The 21,157-nt window shown below is 53.5% G+C and carries 17 protein-coding genes; 12 read left to right on the plus strand and 5 right to left on the minus strand.

Going from position 1 to position 21,157, the window contains the following annotated elements; all coding sequences use genetic code 11:
* Positions 1 to 25 precede the first annotated feature (25 nt).
* Together A3OQ_RS0110915 and A3OQ_RS0110920 are read right to left on the minus strand one after the other, a co-directional pair.
* Positions 26 to 1,150 carry a glycosyltransferase family 2 protein gene (locus A3OQ_RS0110915; RefSeq protein WP_161607330.1) on the minus strand — a complete coding sequence of 375 codons (1,125 nt, stop codon included), beginning with the start codon at positions 1,148 to 1,150 and terminating at the stop codon, positions 26 to 28.
* Positions 1,151 to 1,492: 342 nt separating this feature from the next.
* A complete protein-coding gene (locus A3OQ_RS0110920; RefSeq protein WP_026595720.1) occupies positions 1,493 to 2,722 on the minus strand; it encodes a class I SAM-dependent methyltransferase in 1,230 nt (409 codons plus the stop codon).
* A 232-nt stretch (positions 2,723 to 2,954) separates the two neighbouring features.
* Between A3OQ_RS0110920 and A3OQ_RS0110925 the strand changes: the two genes are divergently transcribed.
* The gene (locus A3OQ_RS0110925; RefSeq protein ID WP_244427130.1) at positions 2,955 to 4,808 is read left to right on the plus strand and encodes a methyltransferase domain-containing protein; all 1,854 of its coding nucleotides are present in this window, start codon (positions 2,955 to 2,957) and stop codon (positions 4,806 to 4,808) included.
* Between the two features lie 49 nt (positions 4,809 to 4,857).
* Here A3OQ_RS0110925 and A3OQ_RS0110930 read toward each other — a convergent pair whose 3' ends face one another.
* Both A3OQ_RS0110930 and A3OQ_RS24060 read right to left on the minus strand, forming a co-directional pair.
* Positions 4,858 to 6,162 carry a glycosyltransferase family protein gene (locus A3OQ_RS0110930; protein ID WP_020175429.1) on the minus strand — a complete coding sequence of 435 codons (1,305 nt, stop codon included), beginning with the start codon at positions 6,160 to 6,162 and terminating at the stop codon, positions 4,858 to 4,860.
* A gap of 84 nt (positions 6,163 to 6,246) precedes the next feature.
* The gene (locus tag A3OQ_RS24060; RefSeq protein WP_083931567.1) at positions 6,247 to 7,176 is read right to left on the minus strand and encodes an FkbM family methyltransferase; all 930 of its coding nucleotides are present in this window, start codon (positions 7,174 to 7,176) and stop codon (positions 6,247 to 6,249) included.
* A gap of 153 nt (positions 7,177 to 7,329) precedes the next feature.
* Between A3OQ_RS24060 and A3OQ_RS0110940 the strand changes: the two genes are divergently transcribed.
* Both A3OQ_RS0110940 and A3OQ_RS0110945 read left to right on the plus strand, forming a co-directional pair.
* Positions 7,330 to 8,157, plus strand: a complete 828-nt coding sequence (locus A3OQ_RS0110940; RefSeq protein WP_244427131.1) for a phytanoyl-CoA dioxygenase family protein — start codon at positions 7,330 to 7,332, stop codon at positions 8,155 to 8,157.
* Between the two features lie 418 nt (positions 8,158 to 8,575).
* Positions 8,576 to 9,304 carry an FkbM family methyltransferase gene (locus A3OQ_RS0110945; protein ID WP_020175432.1) on the plus strand — a complete coding sequence of 243 codons (729 nt, stop codon included), beginning with the start codon at positions 8,576 to 8,578 and terminating at the stop codon, positions 9,302 to 9,304.
* A 33-nt stretch (positions 9,305 to 9,337) separates the two neighbouring features.
* On the opposite strand, the gene A3OQ_RS0110950 is transcribed toward A3OQ_RS0110945, so the two are convergent.
* Positions 9,338 to 10,405, minus strand: a complete 1,068-nt coding sequence (locus A3OQ_RS0110950; RefSeq protein WP_020175433.1) for a glycosyltransferase family 2 protein — start codon at positions 10,403 to 10,405, stop codon at positions 9,338 to 9,340.
* Positions 10,406 to 11,388: 983 nt separating this feature from the next.
* Here A3OQ_RS0110950 and A3OQ_RS22085 point away from each other — a divergent pair.
* From A3OQ_RS22085 to pstA, 9 genes are all read left to right on the plus strand, one after another.
* Positions 11,389 to 12,804, plus strand: coding sequence for a glycosyltransferase family 4 protein (locus tag A3OQ_RS22085; protein ID WP_083931568.1), 1,416 nt, complete (start codon positions 11,389 to 11,391; stop codon positions 12,802 to 12,804).
* 115 nt (positions 12,805 to 12,919) lie between these two features.
* A complete protein-coding gene (gene gmd, locus A3OQ_RS0110965; protein ID WP_020175437.1) occupies positions 12,920 to 13,978 on the plus strand; it encodes a GDP-mannose 4,6-dehydratase in 1,059 nt (352 codons plus the stop codon).
* A 145-nt stretch (positions 13,979 to 14,123) separates the two neighbouring features.
* The gene (locus A3OQ_RS22090; protein WP_020175438.1) at positions 14,124 to 15,137 is read left to right on the plus strand and encodes a GDP-mannose 4,6-dehydratase; all 1,014 of its coding nucleotides are present in this window, start codon (positions 14,124 to 14,126) and stop codon (positions 15,135 to 15,137) included.
* A gap of 36 nt (positions 15,138 to 15,173) precedes the next feature.
* Positions 15,174 to 15,764 (plus strand): D-sedoheptulose 7-phosphate isomerase, encoded by a 591-nt coding sequence (locus A3OQ_RS0110975; RefSeq protein WP_020175439.1) that lies wholly within the window; start codon positions 15,174 to 15,176, stop codon positions 15,762 to 15,764.
* A gap of 275 nt (positions 15,765 to 16,039) precedes the next feature.
* Complete coding sequence (locus A3OQ_RS0110980) at positions 16,040 to 16,861, plus strand: UDP-2,3-diacylglucosamine diphosphatase (RefSeq protein WP_020175440.1); 822 nt, start codon at positions 16,040 to 16,042, stop codon at positions 16,859 to 16,861.
* Positions 16,858 to 17,916 carry a glycosyltransferase family 4 protein gene (locus A3OQ_RS0110985; RefSeq protein ID WP_020175441.1) on the plus strand — a complete coding sequence of 353 codons (1,059 nt, stop codon included), beginning with the start codon at positions 16,858 to 16,860 and terminating at the stop codon, positions 17,914 to 17,916. Before A3OQ_RS0110980 ends, A3OQ_RS0110985 begins: the two co-directional genes overlap by 4 nt.
* Before the next feature lie 156 nt (positions 17,917 to 18,072).
* Complete coding sequence (gene pstS, locus A3OQ_RS0110990; protein ID WP_020175442.1) at positions 18,073 to 19,116, plus strand: phosphate ABC transporter substrate-binding protein PstS; 1,044 nt, start codon at positions 18,073 to 18,075, stop codon at positions 19,114 to 19,116.
* Between the two features lie 124 nt (positions 19,117 to 19,240).
* Entirely contained in the window at positions 19,241 to 20,236 is a 996-nt protein-coding gene (gene pstC / locus A3OQ_RS0110995) for a phosphate ABC transporter permease subunit PstC (protein WP_020175443.1), read from the plus strand.
* Between the two features lie 3 nt (positions 20,237 to 20,239).
* Positions 20,240 to 21,079, plus strand: a complete 840-nt coding sequence (gene pstA / locus A3OQ_RS0111000) for a phosphate ABC transporter permease PstA (protein WP_020175444.1) — start codon at positions 20,240 to 20,242, stop codon at positions 21,077 to 21,079.
* The last annotated feature ends 78 nt before the right edge of the window (positions 21,080 to 21,157 follow it).

Here is a 21,157-nt window from a genome sequence, read left to right on the forward strand (position 1 = left end):
TATTGGACGGAGCAGAGCGATGAATCTAGCCGCCGAATGCGCCTTCATTCGAAGAGTCGGAAAAAACAAGTTCGACCGGGTCTTTGGCTGCAACATGACCGGCACGATGAGCCTCCTCATAGACAGCTTTTAGTTCCGGCCTGAATTCTTCGAACTCTGGAAGCTGGGCAAAGCGCCGGATGGCCCTTGCCGCAGAAAGGAACTCTGCATTGCCGATTGGATCGTCTCGAAAAATCGTCTTAAAAAAATGGATGAATCCGGGGAGCGTATGACGCCGCCAGCGATCTACTTCGTCCTTTGGGACGCCTTTTCGTTCGGCCGTATCGTAGACTTCGGGGATGCGCTCCAGTATCCAGAGAGGCGCATAGCGCATCCACGACACATTCATGTTGACAACAATCTGTGGCTCGCCAATCCAAACGCTAGGTTCATCCATCAAGTAATTAAGCACGTAATAGGTTGTCGGAATGCAAGTCAACATCGTGGAAAATGGACGCCCGCTTGTATCCTGAGAATAGGCGCCCACCGCGTGATCCCGGCGAAAGACAAGAGTATAGATAGCTGTAAAGAAATTTTCGTTGCGCGCGCATATCGTCCTGATTGGTCCCGTGCAATCGGGTTCCGGTGGGACTACTGGAATGGCCTCTCGAAAAAAGGCGGCGAAGTTCCGTACCTTGCGGGCATCGTCGATTCGGGTGAAGGCATAGTTCAAATAGATCAAGGACACTCCGGAATTCGCTTCGATTGCAGCTAACACGCGTTCGATTGCTCCGGGTACGATCAGGTCATCATCGCCGATGATCCAGATATAATCGCCTTTCGCCGCATGCGCCGTTTCTCGGAGATTGCCGAGCATCCCGACATTCTTCGGGTTGCAGCGATAGGAAAAATCCGGGCGATGACGATAACGGGCGGCGACTTTGCCTGTGCGATCAGTGGAAGCGTTGTCACATACGAGAATCTCGACGTCCGCAATCGGAAGGGGATAGAGTTGCGACCAATTCTCTAGATTTTTCGCCAGCCACGCCGCCCTGTTGTACGTGCTGATGCATAGCGAGAGTTTTGGGCGGTGGAGTGGATTTATTGATGTGGAGTCGTTGCTTGCGGCTCCGGGTTGTCCTGATGAGGGACGAAACCAGCGACGCGTCATTCCTCGGAAAAGCGTCTTTAGCCCCATATAGTCGCCCCAAATCATAGTGGCCTTACCTTAGCTCATTGGTAGTGACATAATGGGGCCATAACCTTGGGGTTCGCGCCGAGCCCTTTTTATTGATCACGGGCAGTACTAGTGACAATTGGATATTTTCAACCGCGTCAATATTCGAGTGCACTCGTTTAATGCGCAGTTATTTAAAAGAAATATACTATGTTAAGACGTCAACCGTTATTGCTCTCGCAAAAGTATCCTTGGTGGAGCGAATTGCTGCAGGGCGAACGATTGTAAATTCAATAAACTAAGCGATTTGAACAGCTAATAGATCAGCAAGATTTCTTAAATGATTTCGATTTCCGGAAAAGGAAAAATCATCTTTCCACCGTTGGCAAGATATTTCTGCTCTCGTTGCAGAATGCCGTCCTTGAAGTGCCATGGAAGAACCAGAAAGTAGTCAGGCTCCATTGCGCGCGCTTCACTCTCTGAAACGATCGGAATATGCGTTCCTGGTGTAAAACACCCGAACTTATCGGGATTGACTTCGGCAATTGCCTCGACAAGCTCTGGCCCGATGCCACAGAATTGGAGCACGACATTGCCCTTAGTCGATGCGCCATATCCAAGAATGCGCTTGCCATCATCGCGCAACGCCCGCAGTAACCGCCGAAGGTCCTCGCGATGCCGGAACACGCGCTCTTCGAAATCGCGGTAAGGCCGTGGCGTTCCAAGCCCCATCCGCTCTTCTTGCGCGAGCAACCACTCGACGATGGCGGAATTGGTTTGCCGCGGGGAATCCTTGTGAACCGCGGTCACCGCGAAGCTGCCACCGTTCACCGCATTCATTTGCACATCCAGGACGCGAAGGTCGGCGGCGGCAAGTATATCCTTCACGACCTTCAACGAATAATATTCAACGTGTTCATGACAGATGGTGTCGTAGGACGTTAAACGGAGCATGGACGGCATATAGCTTTGTTCGAAATGCCATAACCCGTCGGGAGCAAGTACGCGCGCTATCTCGCGGGCGAACCAAGTAGGATCATCCAGATCGTAGAACATGGCAATTGACGTCACGATCTTTGCCTGGCGCTTGGAAACACTTTCAAAAGCGCGCGAAGAAAAGAAGTCGGGATTTAACTTGATGTCATCTGGATAATAGGCACGAAACTTGGCGCCTGTTGGATCTATGCCGATTCTCGTCAGCGAAGGGACTGAATAGGACTTAAGCAGAGTCGCATCGTTCGATCCTATATCGAGCACGACGTCGCCTGCCGATAGCTCCGCAAGCCGTTCAAGGTGGGCCACTTTTTGTCCGAGGTGGCGAACCATCGATTGGTTCAGTCCTGATCGATATCCGTAATTATCCCCATACATCTCGCTTGCTTCGTAAGTATGCGCGATCTGCACGAGCCCAGAATCAGGACACCACACGAGTTCGAGCGGCCCGACAGTTACCGGTGTTTCTCGACTCGCGGGAAAGACGCCTGTGAGGGCTTGATCTCCTAGGGATAGAATAGGGATCAGGTTAGAGGACTGACTCACACGGCAACGGGAAATTCGCTTTATCATACTGAGTAGCTCAACTATTATACTCGGAGGATGATATTAGCCTGGCGTGAACTTTTCGTGCAATGGCGTAATGCTGGCTGACTTGACTGGTTGATCATCTCGTAGAGGTCCGGGCGAGGGGGAAACTGTCCTATCGGTGCGAGATTTCCGAGTGATGGCACAGGCGGCGGTACCGATGCAAGAGTCACGACAGCAGTGCTAGGAAGGTCATGGACCCCTAAACGGGCATACATTGACCCCTTCGACGCTCAAAAGCCGCCCGGGCAGCGAGCGCGATGTGATGGGTGCCGCAGTAATTGCTTTGCGGTCGCGGCGGGAGCATCTTTCGAGTGCGCGGGAATTGAAAATGGTCAAAGGCTTAATCGTATCTCACAAGGGTGACCGCTGCGGCGTGAGTCAATTCGGAAAAAATCTATTCGCAGTCATTTCGAGGGATCACACAATCGATTGGCATTATGTCGAGTGCTCAAATTTCGATGAATTGAAATCTGTCGCGGATCGAATCGATCCGGACGTGATTCTATTTAACCACCATCCTTTCACGATGCCTTGGCTGGTTGCTGCACCGCTTAAGGAATTGGATGTCGTTCTACTCGGCTTATTTCATCAGATAACGCAAGAGATCGCAGACAGAGCAAAGCCCTATCCGTTCGATTTTCTTATTTACCTCGATCCGACAATAGTACCGCGCAATCCTGGAACGTTGCGCGCCCCGCGCTTTCTTATTGCCACACCCGTTAACCTTCCTCCGCCGCCCGAAGTTTTCACAGTGGGATCGTTCGGATTCGCGACACCCGGAAAAGGCTTCGATCGGCTTTGCGGGCTCGTGAACCAACAGTTCGAACGGGCAATTATCCGATTGAATTTGCCTAAACATGATGTGCCGGAGATTGTTTCTGATCAAGCTCTGGAAGCAGTTACCGACAGTTGCCGTCGTGCGATCACCAAACCCGGCATAGACTTGGTTATCACCCATTACTTTTTCGACAATGCACAAATAATCGATTTCCTGGCCTCAAATAGCATCAACGCATTTCTATATGAAGAAAAGGCAGATTATGGAATTTCCAGTTGTGCTGACTTTGCACTGGCTTGTGGACGTCCGTTTGCGCTAACTCGCTCCTCGATGTTTCGGAACCTGTTCCACTTAAATCCATCAATTTTCATAGAAGATCGAAGTTTGGCTGACATCGCCGCCGGCGATCTGTCTATGTTCGAAGCAGCTCGCGCAGCTGCGGCGCCGGACAAAGCGGCAGCGGAATGGAATGCCATTATTCGTGAGGCGATTGCGTCGATCAACGAAAGCCGTATGACTCCAGATCGCCGTGGTTTCAATAAAATGCTCGACGATCGGTCGCGCGCGGCCTATCGCCCGGCGCTCGAGGCTTTGGCAAAGTTTGCTCCGGATATGCTTTCGCGCAAAACTGAACGCGCAAATGTCCAGCAGGCATTTGGCCTCGACACAGCTCTACGTTTCCTCGCAAATTGCCCGAACCCCCGTATCCTGGCCGCCGGCTCGTTTGAGGGCACAGCGGTGGCGACCCTCCGGGCTCAAGGATACCGGATCGACGAAATTGACCGCAACGTCAATGGAATGACATTACGGGACTTCTATATCGCGCCGAACGCACAGCTTGGGTCTTACGATCTCGTCTTGAGCATCTCAGTGCTCGAACATGTTGATGAAGATGTGCAATTTGTCCGGATGATCGGTGAATTTCTTAGGCCGGGAGGGCTGGCCGTTCTGACTGTCCAGTTCGCAGAAAATGGTCAGCCCGACACGTATAAGCCAAAGAGTGTGCGGCGTTTTTATATGACTCGCGATATCCGCGAAAGGCTAATGGCGGCGATTAGTGATTGCGTCCTCGTTGACGAACCTCGGTGGTCTGAAGGACGCGAGGATTGCGAATACAAGGGGATGCCATATGGATTCGCGGGCTTGGTCTTTCGAAAACTAGATGCGATGTCTGTTAGCTTAGCGGCAGTAAATCCTGTTTGGCGCGAGCTCTTGTCGCAAGGAAGGAAAAAATCACTTGTCGGTGACAAGATGGCTGCATTAAAGCGCCTGTGGCATTTCGGAAGGTAATAGGCCGAGTGATCCTCTAGAACTATGCGTTGTCCCATGACATTTGAGACTAGCTGTTGTTTGTAAAATGCTTTCGTATGAACGAGCTCATTTGGCCGGTTCGAGGGCGAACATTTGGCTCGGCAGTAACCTCGCGGCGATCGATCGTGATAGACTGTCCAGCATTGTTGAATTTTCCGTCGAGCATGTTTTGATAAATCGATCGGAATAATTCCGCTAGTTTATCCAGCGAGTATTTTTTTCCATAATCCCCCAAAAGTGCCTTGGTTGCTGGTTTGAAATTCAGGATTTTATCACGAAGCTCGTAGTGATTGCCCATCGTGAAGAAACTGAATCCACCCCTATAATATTTATTATACTCCAAAAATAATCGATTATAGCTCAGTATAACCTGCTGCTCCAATTGCAAAGCAATGGAGGCAATACCGGAGGCGCCTTGTCCGGATTCAAGGTGAGTGATTGTTACAAAATCCGTGCACGCGAGCGCGGTATAAAGTTCGGAATCGCTGATGTTTCCGAGAAAGCGAATGCGATCGCCTAGCGTCCTTGCTTCAGCGCCATAATGTTGACGGGCCTTTAGAGCCGCCTCATCGTAATTATCCAGATATTCCGTCGCCTCTTTTACGAGTGCTGAAACTTCATTCGTTTGAATGATAGGCGGATATTCGCCTCCTGCGAACGCAAGCTTATATTGTTGAGGAAGAAGACCCAAAGATTTTATGGATACCATCTGATCTTTGTGGGGCATGAGATAGCCGGCACGCAAAATGACGATATCATCTTCCTGGAAGCCAAGGTCCTTTTTCCAAGCAGTTTTATCAAGCTGCCGATATGTGGCCACTTCCTCATTCGAAAGGTAGACAACCGGAAAGTCAGTAACATTTTCAATGGCGAAGACTGATCGCATCAACTCCGCTTCGCGGGGGAGGTGAGTGATGATCCAATATGGTTGCTTCGTACTACGCTTTTTGAGTGATTCAAAAACACGATGATGCATGTCCTGCCAGGGCTTGGGACGTACAAACAAATGCAGTGAATGCAACGTGATAATGAGGCATTTGCTTGCCTGGCATAGCTTCAGCACTCTCCGCTCGATCGCTTCTATGCTTCGGCCAAATAAATCCCATTCCATCTGTATGTTGACGCAGTCATAATTAGCCAGCATATGACAAATTTGATCAATATGCTCTTCCGCCGCCGCCGTCTCATTCAGTTTTTCGTTGGCAATTAAGGCTGCGGTTTTCAGGTCGAAGACCGTGACGTCGAACCGATGTTTGAAGGTCTTCTCAATGGCCCGGGCATAAGAGGCAATCCCGCATACTTCGCCGTAAGTGGAAATAATCGCTAATTTCATCGGCTGGTATGTCCAATTAATGCCCGCTGCTCCCGAGGCAAAAGAACGAGATACCATGCACAGCTGTGCCGTGTGTTCTCCCGCCTATGCCTTGCAGATTTCCCTCAGATTATTTGCCTCACGCGGCACAAAGATGAAATTATAAATATATCGGTCGTTGTCGGTAATATCCGACTTTTCATCAAGCAATGCCTTTTGATTGGCCTCGAGCGAGAACTTTTCGAATGGCGTAAGCTCAAGCGTCACGCGGTCGACAAAATAGCCTTCGTACCCGCGCGACAAGAGAAATTCGAACACTTTGGTGCATTCCGGATTATGGCGAAACTCGTTTTCGACAATTATTGCCGGCCGCCATCTTTCGATTGTCGTGCGCGCGCCTTCCAGTACCTCGTGTTCGCTTCCTTCAACATCGATCTTCATAAATCCCACATCGGTTAGAGCCAACGCATCAATGGGGATCGTTTGCACCCGGATCGGGGCGCCGAGAACGCCCAGTTTTGTGAGAAAATCGCCAGACGTAATTCCGCCCATGCCCATGTAACCGATAGGATCCTCTCCCTCGATGAAGGGGATGTTGAAAACGGCCTCGCCCGCCTGTCGGGCAACTGCGAGCGGTACAACAGTGACATTGCCGTAGCGATGAGTATTGATCATGAGATATGGGATCAATTGCGGATTTGCTTCAAATGCAATCACTCGACTGCAAAGCGGGGCGAGCAGGGCTGAATAGAACCCGAGGTTTGCTCCTAGGTCTAGCCCAACTTTCTCTTGTGAAGTGAGATGCTTCAGATATTTTATTTCGGGTTCGATGCGCGCAAAGACGTCGAGATCGTACGGAAACGAACGGCATCGATTTAGCGCCGTTCCAAGCTCTTGGTGAAACTTATCATTTTCTGAAATTGGTTGTGGCGGCTTCGGCAAATATGAGCTCCACATCAATCCTTCCCGCTTTGGCCTGTCAGACGATTTTGTTTGCCAAAGCCTTATCTTGAAAAGCTGGGGGAAGCTGAACATGATGACCTTTGATCCTGAAGCAAAGACAAAACATCGATAGGATATCCAGGCGCTAAAGTGAACCTGCGAATATGGAAATAATGCTAATATGGCGGACCCTAACCAGACTTGGAGAGGGGGCCTTTAATCAGGGTCTAAAGTGGAGGCCGTAAAGTGAGCGGTGTGATGCAAATTCCGGAAGCTGTGCTTGATCGCAACTGGGACACCATGTCGGCATCGGAGCAGCGTGCTTTTGTAGCTGGGAACGGCTTTATCGTGGTGCCGCAAGCTCTTTCCAACGCCGAACTTGATAAGATTATGGGTGAGATAGAATATTTTGATTTGGAAAAAAATGTGAGAGATGGGACTGAGGCCTTTTGCTCGGCGCCTTCATTCACCAGCGTTTTAGACAACCCAAAAATCTTGTCGACGGTCAAAAATATTATCGGAGACAACGTTGTCTGTTTCAAAGCTGACTACGTTGCTAAGAAATCTTTCGATCGGGCTCGGGTTGAGCCCCAGAGGACCGCATTGCACGTCGATTATGGCATCGGCGAGAGGGAGGGTGATTACCGCAACACAAGTGCGGTATGGGTTAATGTGGCTTGCTATTTGACGGATATGACCATTGAGCACGCGCCATTTGCTGTCGTGCCGGGCAGTCACCGCATGTATCATCTCGTTCCAGGCACGGATATGGAAGAGCTCAAAGATGATGCCGTGACATTGATGGCTAAGGCCGGTGATGCCGTCATATTTTTGCATTCCACGGTCCATGCCGGCGGGGTCAATGTCTCCGGCTCCACCCAGCATATTGTATTTTGCAGCTTTAGACCCGCCTGGGCTCGTCCCATAGGTCCGGTTATCGAATGGCCTGCCGAATTCGTCTCCAAAGCGCCTGCCGCGAGACAGCAGCTTTTATCGGGAGTCAATCAAGGACTTTACCCGCAGAAAAATAAGCCGCAATCGATGTTGGGTCGATTCCGCGAGCTGTTTAGGTAAGACCTTGTCATTGACCGATTGTCAGTTTGGCAAAGCATACCAGATGTCTTGGAGTTCGAATGTTCGATCGCCGCTGGCTTCTAGGTGAGATTGTAGTTCGGTCTGCTTCTTGCTCTTAAATTCGAAGCTCTCAATTAGGGTCGATAGATCTGCGCAAGTCGTTCCGTCGTGCACGCCCAACGAGTTTAGTGGCGAGCATCGTATAATAACCTGCTTTCGTGCCAACACCGCCGAACGGGTCGCTTGGCAACAGACATTCGAGACTCCCACTGGCTTTCTTCCGCCCCCAAATGGCAAAGGAACATGTATCTTTGGATATGCTCTTCAAGACTAAGGGCATACGGGCGCCATTGATTAGAAAGGGTATGAAATGTAGATTGCAGAAATTCGACTATGGCGTTGCGACGGAGTTTCTTGGATGGCCGCTGAAATGGATGTGGACCGCGAAGTCCGAGAGGCCTTCTTCAAGGGTAAAAGCGATGGCGGTGTTTTTGTAGAAATTGGTGCCGCCCGTCCGGATTTCCTGTCGATCAGCGCTAGTTTCCGTAGCCTCGGGTGGAAAATCATCGCGGTCGAAGCCAATCCGGACTTTTGCGCTTTGCATCGTGCATTGGGATATAATGTTTATGAATATGCCTGCAGCGACGTCGAATCTGATGATGCAAATTTTTTCATCGTCGATTCTCTGGGGGCTGATTATCTCGGCGGTTCAGTTTCCTTCGAATCCTTTTCGTCGCTTGGGATCAAGGATGAGTTTCACGAACTTCATGAAACGGTAAAGGATAAGACGAAAACCAGAAGCGTTTCTGTCAAAGTGAGACGGCTCGATACGATACTTGAATTACATGAGCCGACCGTTCAGCATATCGACATTCTTGCTGTCGATGTCGAAGGATGGGAACTCAACGTAATGAGAGGGCTATCAGTATCAAAATATAGCCCACGCGTGATAATACTGGAAAATCTTTTCAAAAAAGATGATTATACAGCCTATATGCAAAGTATCGGTTACACCTTGTGGCGGCATCTCGAACCGAATGATGTGTATGTCGCGGCCGATCTTTCGCCCGCCGAATCGATACAGAGGCCTCGCATAAACTGGCTCGGTAAATTAGTTCGGGCTGCAAAGGCGTTGAAAAACGGGTAGTAGTCCGCGAGCAGCTCACATGATGCGAAGTGCTTACCTTTGCTGGAGAGTGCCGAGATAAACCTTTCGCTTTTCGGCTTGATCCGCTTTGTACGCCTCTGGGTAGTCGTAGGCGAAGCACTCTCTATTGTGCTTCCGCCGGATAACCCAACTGGGGATCAGTGCATATTTCAGTCGAACTTTTATGCATTCCCACGATGGATCTTGATATGCACGCGCCACGATCCTGTCGAGAAGCGCCTTATCCTCTATCTTTGGATGTAAATAGCAAAGGAATTTCAAGATGAGCGTCATGAGGGGATGAATTTCGTATCTTATGGCCCGGCGCACTTCGCGCGCTTCAGGACTGTTTTGTCCGAAAAACGCGTCAACGATATCGTGAAATCCGTCTACCTGCATCTTGTAGCGCTCGACGAGACCTTTGTCGGAGAAGGAATCATTCTCGCCGCGGCGGCTTAATAGCACGCGGCCTAGATAATTGACTCTCAAACCCTTGGGCATGAGCGAAAAAAAGCGTGCGCAATGGGCCCAACAACTACCGACGAAATTTTCGTCCAACGGAACCCGATCCCATGTCGAACGGCGGATGATCAGGCCGCTGCAGAAACTAAAGAAGGCTTCGGAATTGATCGCGCGTTTGAAATAGGCGAGGCGCTGGACCGGATCTGACAGGTCGAATACGCCAGGAATGTCCGGTTCGAGAACCGGGTATTCGAAAAGCGGCTCCATCCATCCCGTGCATTCCATGTGTTTGCAGATATAGATGTCATCCCCTGAGCGTATCTCTCCAAGGATTGTCGCGAGAGATCCGGGATGCATGATGTCGTCGCCGCTGAAGAGCCAAACATATTCTCCGTGAGTGGCTTCCAGTGCGCTTGCCATGTCCCGGTCAATGCCGCCTTTCTGGGGAAGGCGATTATAAATGATGTTCGGATATTTGGAGCAGAACTCGGCCATCACCTCGGGCGTTCGATCCGTAGAAGCGCCGTCGGTCACGACGATCTCAACCGTATTGCCGTGCTCTTGTCCGATGATCGAGTTCAGCGTTTCAGGGATGAAATTTGCAAAGTTATAAACGGGGATGGCAATGGACAATTTCATATCGGTTAAGGCCCATTCGGAGCTTATTCTGCAAGTGCCGCTAAGTCTTCGATATATTGTAGGAATGGGCCACGCCGTTGATCAACGGGATGTCCATACCGGATCCGCTTATGAATTGTGCCTAGACCAGCATGTACAGGCAAACGCTGCAGGAGTGTAGCAATTTAGGCAAGAATCCGCTCCGTTCGCAAGTCACTCAAGGCTGATGGCTGGGCCGTGGCGATTGCGGGGACCATTTGATCGACGCTTTCGCTTCAGCGGTGTCTATCTGGGTTTTTTGCCGTGGATCCGGAAATCGGCGATACATGGCGCACCTATGGTTCGAGCACCGCGAGATCGCGCAAACTGGCCTTCTCGTATAAAAGGCCTTCTGTCGGCTTGAGGTGACAACTTACCTTGTCTCTGCCGCCACCGAAGACCCGGCAAAGGCGGCCCAAATTCTTCGGCAAGGTAGATTCCGTTTTGGCCTTTAACGCCGAGCACGGAGGCATTTTAAAATAAAACGGAAAGAAGCTCGACCCCTTCCGAGGCGCTGTATCAAGGGCTGTTCTCTTACTGAATGAACAGACGGAAACATAACATAATCCATCAGCAGAGAACAAGCTAGGCGTCTGGAGGTTATCTGTCTCAACGGCTGCGTCTACAATTTTGCTAAAATGAGTTTGTGCAAAGTTTGCGTACGCTGGGAGGCATCGCGGCTATAGCCGGAAATTTGGCGCACGTATGCGTCAGAATTTGATCGACTTCGTCTATAAACACGTTACCGTTCAATTGATCTTCCAACTGCGATACTGAAGTGATAAGCGAATAGTTTCATGATCTTGAAGGCTATCAGCTAAATGAATGGAGTCTATTCCGGCGAGGCATACCCCCACACCTTCGATTGTTTTATTATGAAGCTAATCTTGCTTAAGATGTGCAAGAGGATCGTGCTCTCGCTGTCGGCTGCAGATCAATCCTAACTTTAAATCGGGACCGACGTAATGGAAAGGATTCATGAGAGTGATGTACGTGCAGGCACATCATCTTCGGTAGAGCCAAATCGCACATTCACATCATATCAGATTGAATTTCTGCTCAACGAAATTGCCTTCTTGCAAGCTGAGCTGAGAAGTCGTCGAGTATACCCAGCTATCGATTTTTTGCATCTTCACATGATGCAGCTATATTGGACGGTGACGCGAGTTCTCAAGCACATTGCGTCCCCATTTCTCCAATCAACTCGATCAACGTGTGGGGTGCCGCTTCCGCGGCCCTCGCCGAATCGGCAGCGCGTCGAATGGAGCGGTGAGCCAAGACTGTTCATTGATGTGACCAGTACCCATCGCCATGATGCAAAGACCGGCATTCAGCGTGTGGTTAGGGAGGTCGCTAAAGCCTCGATCAAGAGTGGGTGGGCGCTCCCGGTCATCATCGAAGATGGTCAATTACGTTCTTATTTCAGGCACCCAGATTTACCGGACAATATCGAAATCAAGTCTGGAGATCGATTGTTATTGCTTGATACAAGTTGGAACCATGCCAACGAGTATCCACCAATCTTGGATGAAGTCGTTCGACGTAAAGGAGTTATTATTGGGTTTTACTACGATATCATTCCATTACTATATCCAGGCCTTTTCGTTCCAGAGGCCAGCAAAGCTTTTCAAAATTGGTTTGAGATGAGTCTTCCCTATTTCTCGGCCGTTGCGACTATTTCGCGAAGCGTTGCCCTTGACGTCAGTCAGTACATCTCGAGTAGAAAATTATCGCACAAATCGAATCTTCGAGTCGGGTGGTTTCATCTGGGAGCCGATTTCGATTCGAATGCCGAAAGTACTCCATCGGAACATGTTGTAGCTCTCGGAGGGAGGGGATCATTTTTCCTATTGGTGGGCACGCTTGAACCGCGCAAGAACCACGTCACAGTACTCGCCGCTTTCGAGCAAATTTGGAAACTGGGCGGCGACGCATGTTGTGTGATCGTCGGGAAACGAGGCTGGCTTGTTAATGCTCTCTGCGACCGCATACAGCGGCATCCGGAGTTCGGTCGCAAGCTGTTTTGGTTTGAGACGTGTAGCGATGCTGATCTAACCTATCTTTATCACCATGCGACCGCGCTAATCCAAGCCTCATTGGCAGAGGGATTCGGTTTGCCTCTCGTTGAAGCAGCGCATTTTGGTACGCCGGTAATCGCAAGCGATATCCCGGTCTTTCGTGAGATTGGCGGATCCTCCTGTTCTTATTTCGATCCTGTGAACGCTGAAACTCTTGCGGGACGTGTCCTCGAGGCACTCAAAAGTCCTCGCTCCGCGCCCACTATCGCGGTGTTGAGCTGGGCTGATGCCACTGAGCGGCTCCTAAAGCTTATCAAAGAAGCTGACTACGAATTTACTGTGCCAGACGTCCCGCCTTCGTGATGCGGCGTAGGGCTCGCGCTCTTTGAAGCATTTCACTCATTTGCATCGTACTTGCACTTTTTATAGATATTCATGCCACGCAGGCGGTTGCCAACAGATAAGGACATAGAGCGAAATGAGCGCTCCGAAAGTCGCATTGATCACCGGTGTCACCGGCCAGGATGGCGCTTATCTCGCCGAATTGCTGATCGCGAAGGGCTATATCGTTCACGGCGTGAAGCGGCGCGCGTCGCTTATCAATACCGATCGCGTCGATCATCTCTACCAGGATCCGCATACGCCCGATCTGCGTTTCTTTCTGCATTATGGCGATGTGACGGATTCGACCAATCTCATCCGCCTGATCCAGGAGGTGAAGCCCGACGAGATCTATAATCTCGCCGCACAAAGCCATGTGCTCGTCAGCTTCGAGACGCCGGAATATACGGCCAATGCCGACGGGCTCGGCACCTTGCGCCTATTGGAAGCCATCCGCATTCTCGGCATGGAGAAGACATGCCGCTTCTATCAGGCCTCGACCTCGGAACTCTACGGCAAGGTGCAGGCCGTGCCGCAGAACGAGACCACGCCTTTCTATCCGCGCTCGCCCTATGGCGTGGCGAAACTCTATGCCTATTGGATCACGGTCAATTACCGCGAGGCCTACGGCATGCATGCCTCGAACGGCATTTTGTTCAATCACGAAGGCCCGACGCGGGCGGAGACTTTCGTCACGCGCAAGATCACCCGGGCGGTGGCGGCGATCGAGTTGGGCCTGCAGGAGAAGCTCTTTCTCGGCAATCTCGATGCCAAGCGCGACTGGGGCCATGCGCGCGATTATGTCGAGGGCATGTGGCGCATCGTGCAGCAGGCGGAGCCGGACGATTATGTTCTGGCGACCGGCGAAACCCATTCGGTGCGCGAATTCACCGAGCTCGCCTTCAAGGAAGTCGGGCGCGAGATCGCCTGGAAGGGCGAAGGCGCCGATGAGCATGGCATCGACATGAAGAGCGGCAAAGTCGTCGTGGAGATCGACAAGCGCTATTTCCGGCCGACGGAGGTCGATCTTCTGATCGGCGATCCGACCAAGGCCTTTACCAAACTCGGCTGGAAACATCAGACAACATTCCAGGAGCTTGTCGCGGAAATGGTCGCCAATGATCTCGTCGTCATGAAAAAGCGCGGCTTCGCTTAATGCGCTCCGCGGTCAAAGATCGGGCTAGCCGGCATAAGCTTGGTGATGAGCAAATGCCTCTCAGAAACATACGAGCTTGGATTTAAATCGGCCCTTGTGCCGATCTGTCTGGTAATATCACGACACCACCATAGGACACGAGGCTATGTCTGAACGCGGGAAAGTTGCTCTCATTTTCGGCGTTTCGGGCCAGGACGGCGGCTATTTGAGCCAGATGCTCCTCAAGCATGGCTATGAAGTCCATGGCACGTCCCGAGACAAAGAGCTGACGGGCTTTTCCAACCTGAAGGCGCTTGGCACTTACCAAAATGTGGTTTTGCATTCGACCGCGCTGAATGATTTTCGCAGCGTCCTTCAAACGATCTCGAACGCGAATCCGAGCGAGATTTACAATCTGGCGGCGCAGTCCTCCGTCGGATTGTCGTTCGAACAGCCGGTCGAAACGATCGACAGCAGTTTGAACGGAACGCTCAATATTCTGGAAGCCGTGCGGTTTTTACGGCGTCCCATCCGGCTCTATTTTGCATCTTCAAGCGAATGTTTCGGCGATACGGGTTCGTTGCCCGCCGACGAAATGACCTCGTTCCGGCCGGCAAGCCCTTATGGCGTCGCCAAGGCCGCCGCACATTGGCTTGTCGCCAACTATCGAAATTCATATGACTTGTTCGCGTGCTCGGGCATTTTGTTCAATCATGAATCGCCCTTGCGTCCTTTGCGCTTCGTGACGCAAAAAGTTGTGCATGGTGCGATCGATATTGCGTCCGGCAAGGCGTCCGAGCTCAATCTCGGGAATCTCAATATCTCGCGCGATTGGGGATGGGCGCCAGAATATGTCGAGGCCATGTGGGCCATGCTTCAGCAGGACCAGCCCGGAGATTATGTGATCGCAACGGGGCAGTCTTACACGCTCGAGGCGTTTGTTGCGACGGCGTTCGAGCGCCTCGGCCTCGATTGGCGCAAACATGTCGTCTTGAAAAAAGATCTCTTGCGCCCGACCGATCTCCATTTCAGCGTCGGCAACCCGCAAAGGGCAAAGATGGTGCTCGGGTGGCAGGCGCAGACTTTCATGCATGATGTGGTAACTAAATTGATAGATGCGGAGCTTCAGCGCCGGGACGCTGGGCCGATCCTACGGCCGGCAGGCCGCGCATCGAATTGACAGACGGTCCATTTCACCGCGCGGGAGCCAAGATTGGTGGAAACATCTTCGAAATTCATCGCCGCCGAACTTGATGAATCTCTGGCCGCCTTGGGGGCGGCCGCGAAATCGGCAAGCTTCATCGGTCAGATAGACGCGATCTCCGATGCCATCATCGCGAGCCTGCGGCAGGGGGGCAAAGTGCTCTTCGCAGGCAATGGCGGGAGCGCTTCCGACGCGCAGCATATTGCCGGCGAATTCGTGTCGCGCCTCAACTACGATCGCGCGCCTCTGGCCGGGCTTGCTCTGACGACCGACACATCAGTGATGACTGCGATCGGGAACGATTACGGCTACGAACAGATTTTCTCACGTCAGGTCGCGGGCATCGGTCAGGCCGGGGACGTGTTCGTCGGTATTTCGACGTCCGGGCGCTCGCCGAATATTCTCGCGGCCTTCAAAGCCGCGCAAGCGAAGGGCCTCCGCACGGTCGGTTTCACGGGAGCCAAGGGCGGCGTCATGGCGGATCATTGCGAGCTCCTCCTAAACGCGCCTTCCGATCGCACGCCCATCATCCAGCAGTTGCATATCACCGCGGCGCATATCGTCTGCGGCCTCGTCGAGAGCGCACTATTCCCGAAAGTTTGAATTTGCGCGCGCTCGATCATACGTCATCTTATTGAGTAGATCGAATACCATTGGATTTCGACGTGAGACGCGCCAAGAGGGGGTCGGTAATGTTACCTTATCCCGAACGCCGTTGATGTCGCCCCACATGCCGAGATTGCGCCACTGGTTCGTGCGGATGGACGTACGATTTGCGAGTCGTCATCTGCTTGCGGCGTCGTGTGTGGGCGAACCGTCATGAAAATGACAATGGAATCGTCCATGAGGGAAAAACTTCTCTATTAAGGACAACCGACTTGGCGAAAAAAGATCGCGACGTCGTCAGTGTTCGAACCATGTTTTTATCCGACATCCACCTTGGAACCAAGGGATGTCAGGCAGAAATGCTGCTCGGATTTCTGAAGCATTATGAAGCCGATACGATCTATCTCGTCGGCGATATCATCGATGGCTGGCGGTTGAGGTCGAGCTGGTATTGGCCGCAGACCCACAACAATGTCGTGCAGAAGCTTTTAAAGCGCGCGCGCAAGGGCACAAGAGTCGTCTATATCCCCGGCAATCACGATGAGTTTGCCCGCGATTATGTCGGGGATAACTTCGGCGGCATCGAGATCATGGGCACGGCGATCCATGACGGACTCGACGGCAACCGGCTGTTGATCATCCATGGCGATCACTTCGACCTCGTCGTGCGGCATGCCCCTTGGCTCGCCTATATCGGTGACGGCGCCTACACCCTGGCTCTGGCGATCAACCGATATCTCAACATCGTGCGGCGGCGGATGGGGCTCGCTTATTGGTCCTTGTCGTCCTGGGCCAAATATAAGGTGAAGAAGGCGGTCAATCATATCGGCCGGTTCGAGGAGCTTCTGTCGAACGAAGCGCGCCGGCTCGATGTGCAGGGCGTCGTCTGCGGCCATATCCATCACGCCACGATCCACCATGATTTCGGCGTCAGTTACATGAATACCGGCGATTGGGTGGAAAGCTGCACGGCTCTCGTCGAGAACCACGACGGCAGCTACGAAATCATCCGCTGGGCCGACGAATTGCGGCAATTGGCCTTCGTCGAACGCGCCGCGATGCTCGCACCCCAGGCGGAGGCCTCCGCCGCGTGAGCCGACTTCTGATCGCGACGGACGCATGGCACCCTCAGGTCAATGGGGTTGTGCGTTCGCTTGAGGCGATTGCTGCGCATGCGGCTTCCTTCGATATGGAAGTCCATTTCCTGACGCCGCAGAGCTTCCGCACTTTGCCTTTGCCGGGCTATGGCGAAATCAGGCTCGCTCTGGCCACCGCCTCGGCCGCGGCGGCGGCCATCACGCATGTCCAGCCGGACTTCATCCATATCGCGACGGAAGGGCCGATCGGGCTTGCCACGCGGCGCTGTTGCCTGCGTGCCGGCTTGCCGTTCAGCACCTCCTACCACACCCGCTTTCCGGAATATCTGGCGGCGCGCGCGCCGGTGCCCGTGTGGCTCAGCTATGCCTTCTTGCGGCGCTTTCACAATGCCGGCGCGGGCACGATGGTGAGTTCTCCGAGCCTTGAAAGAAATCTCATAAAGCAAGGTTTCAAAAGGCTTTTGCACTGGTCGCGGGGCGTCGATGAAACGCTGTTCCGGCCGCGTGCCGAGCAGGTTTTGGATCTGCCGCGGCCGATTTTCCTGTTTGTCGGGCGGATCGCCGTCGAGAAAAATGTCGAGGCCTTCCTGCGCCTGGAACTGCCGGGCTCGAAAGTCGTGGTCGGAGACGGCCCCATGCTTGGACAGTTGAAGGCGGCTTTTCCGGAAGCCCATTTCATGGGGCCGCAGCAGGGCGAAGAGCTGGCGCGGACCTATGCCTCCTCGGATGTCTTCGTGTTTCCGAGTCTGACGGATACGTTCGGCATCGTTCTTCTCGAAGCGCTTGCCTCCGGCCTGCCGGTCGCCGCCTATCCGGTGATGGGCCCGCTCGACGTGATCGGGGAATCGAAAGCGGGGGTGCTCGATCACGATCTGCAGCGGGCGGCGTTGGCCGCTCTCGAAATCCCGCGCGAGTTGTGCCGGGCGCATGCCACGACCTTCACCTGGAAGCGCAGCGCGGCCCAGTTCTTCGGGAATATCCATACTGTTCTGGGGCCGGCCGGCCGGCTTCGGAAACGCAAGCCCGTGGTCGCCTGGGGCCGCCCCGCTTGAACCGGGCTTTTGACAGCTATTTTACTGACAACAATCTGTCATTGAACTGTCACTACCCTATAGTAGCACCGTTGAATGGGTCGGGCCCCATTGCCGCATCGCTTGCGCTGTTTCATCCGTCCAGCTCGATCCGTTCAACAGCCGAAGAGGCATCACATGCAATCAACACGTTTTTTGAGAACCGCTGTTCTGGCGCTCGCCATGGGCGTGAGCGCGATTGCGCAAGCCGCTGATATTACAGGGGCTGGCGCGACTTTCCCTTATCCGATCTACGCCAAATGGGCAGATGCCTATAAAAAGGAAACGGGCAACGGCCTCAATTATCAATCGATCGGCTCGGGCGGTGGTATCAAGCAGATCAAGGCCCAGACGGTGACCTTCGGCGCCAGCGATGCGCCATTGAAGGGCGACGAGCTCGCGGCCAGCAATCTGGTTCAATGGCCGATGGTCATGGGCGGCATCGTGCCCGTCGTCAACATCGACGGCATCGCACCTGGCGAACTCGTGCTCGACGGTCCGATGCTCGCCAAGATCTTCCTCGGCGAAATCAAGACCTGGGATGACCCGGCGATCAAGAAGCTCAATCCCAGCGCCAAATTGCCGTCGGCTGCGATCGCCGTCGTGCATCGCTCGGACGGTTCGGGCACGACCTTCAATTTCACCAATTATCTGTCCAAAGTGTCGGCGGATTGGAAAGCCAAGGTCGGCGAGAATACCTCGGTTGAATGGCCGGCTGGCATCGGCGCCAAGGGCAACGAAGGCGTCGCCAATAATGTGATGCAGACCAAGGGCTCGATCGGCTATGTCGAATTCGCCTATGCGAAGCAAAACAAGCTGACCTATACCGGCTTGGTCAACAAGGAAGGCAAGAACGTCGAGCCGACCATGGCGTCCTTCCAAGCCGCCGCCGCCAACGCGGATTGGGCCAATGCGCCCGGCTTCTACCAGATCCTCACGGATCAGCCCGGCGCGGCCTCTTGGCCGATCACGGCTGCGACCTTCATCCTGATGCAAAAGAAGCCGCAGGACCTCGCCGCCGCCACTGAAGCGCTCAAGTTCTTCAGTTGGGCCTATGCGAAGGGCGACAAGATGGCTGAAGAGCTTGACTACATCCCGCTTCCCGACAATGTCGTCGCTCTGGTGAAAAAGACCTGGGCGGCCGACCTCAAGGGCAGCGACGGCAAGCCCTTGCTGAATTAATAAGGTCTTGAAAGCGGCAAGCCGCGGACATGCGTCTCCGCGGCTTGCTTCTCTGAGGACGATGTGGACCCTTAATTTGATATCCTGCCGTTCCTTCGTTCTTCTCTGATATACGGACCGTAGTTTGGCTGACCTCACCATCGACACCTATACGATGCAGCTCGACAAAGAGCATAAGCGTGCTCGGGTTTTCACCCGATTCCGGCTGAGCGATGGGCTTTTCCGGCGTTGCACATTTTCTGCGGTCATGCTCGTCTTGGCCCTTCTCGGCGGCGTCATGATTGCGCTGGCCTATGGTTCGCTTCCTGCGTTCCAGGCCTTCGGCTTTGGTTTTTTCGTCACCGAGGTTTGGAACCCGGTCACCGATAAATTCGGCGCGCTGGCCCCGATCTACGGTACCGTTGTCACATCACTTATCGCCATGCTCATTGCCGTCCCTGTCGGCATCGGAAGCGCGATTTTCCTGACCGAACTTTGCCCGCAATCGCTGCGGCGGCCGATCGGCGTTGCGATCGAACTACTCGCTGCGATTCCCTCGATCATTTACGGCCTCTGGGGCCTTTTCATTCTTGCGCCCTTCCTGCAGCAGTATGTCCAGCCAGCCCTCATTTCGCTTTTCGGCAACATCCCGATCCTGTCGACGCTTTTCGCCGGGCCGCCTTATGGAATCGGCATTCTGACGGCCGGCTTCGTTCTGGCCATTATGGTGCTTCCGTTCATCACCTCGATCTCGCGCGATGTTTTCGAGACGGTGCCGCCGGTCTTGAAAGAGGCGGGCTATGGCCTCGGCTGCACCACCTGGGAAGTCTCGCGGAACGTGGTGCTGCCTTACACGGGCGTTGGCGTGATCGGCGGGATCATGCTCGGTCTTGGGCGCGCGCTCGGCGAAACCATGGCGGTCACTTTCGTTATCGGCAATGCGCATCGAATCTCCGGATCCATACTGGCCCCCGGAACGACGATCTCGGCGTCGATCGCCAATGAATTCACCGAGGCCGTCGGCGACCTTTACACGTCGGCTTTGATCGAACTTGGCTTCATTCTGTTCATCATTACCTTCATCGTCTTGGCGATCTCGCGGTTCTTGCTCTTGCGCATCGAACAGAAAAAGGGCGTTTGAACCATGTCCCGTTACGCGCAGCGCCGGCGTCTCAATTTCTTCTCGATCGGCCTTTGCTATGCAGCGGCGGCCTTCGGGCTTGGTTTTCTATTGCTGATCCTCATCGCCCTTGTCGGGAAGGGCGTGCGAGGCTTCTCGCTCGATCTCTTCACGCAGATGACCCCGCCACCCGGAAGCAAGGGCGGTCTCCTCAATGCCATTTATGGCAGTCTCATCATGACCTTCCTCGGTGTCGCCATAGGGACGCCGTTGGGCATGCTGGCCGGCACCTACATGGCCGAATATGGCCGCGGCACGAAACTGACCTTTATCGTGCGCTTCATCAACGACATCCTGCTCAGCGCGCCTTCGATCGTCATTGGCCTTTTCGTTTACGAGATCATGGTCTCGAAAATGGGCCATTTCTCCGGCATCGCCGGCGCCGTCGCCCTTGCGATCATCGTGATACCGGTCGTCGTGCGGACAACCGAAGACATGCTGCTGCTCGTCCCCGCGCAGATGCGGGAGGCGGCGACGGCGCTTGGCCTGCCGCGTTTTCATGTGATCACCAAGATCGCCTATAAGGCCGCGAGCGCCGGCCTCGTGACCGGTATCCTCCTGGCGATCGCCCGCGCCAGCGGCGAGACGGCGCCCTTGCTTTTCACGGCGCTGAACAATCAATTCTTCAGCTCCAACCTCAACGCGCCCATGGCCAGCCTGCCGGTCATTATTTTCCAGTTTGCGTTGAGCCCCTATGCGGACTGGCAGCAACTGGCCTGGTCAGGCGCGCTGATTGTCACCGCCGCTGTTCTTTGTCTTTCCATCGCAGCGCGCGTGCTCGCCCGCAAGGGGGTGGGCGGATGAATGACGGAATGAAAATGCTCGGGTCCTTTAACGCGTCTCATGCGTCGGTCTTATCGCCCTCTGCGCCTGTCTCAGCTT

It is taken from the genome of Methyloferula stellata AR4 (assembly GCF_000385335.1).
Taxonomy (GTDB): domain Bacteria; phylum Pseudomonadota; class Alphaproteobacteria; order Rhizobiales; family Beijerinckiaceae; genus Methyloferula; species Methyloferula stellata.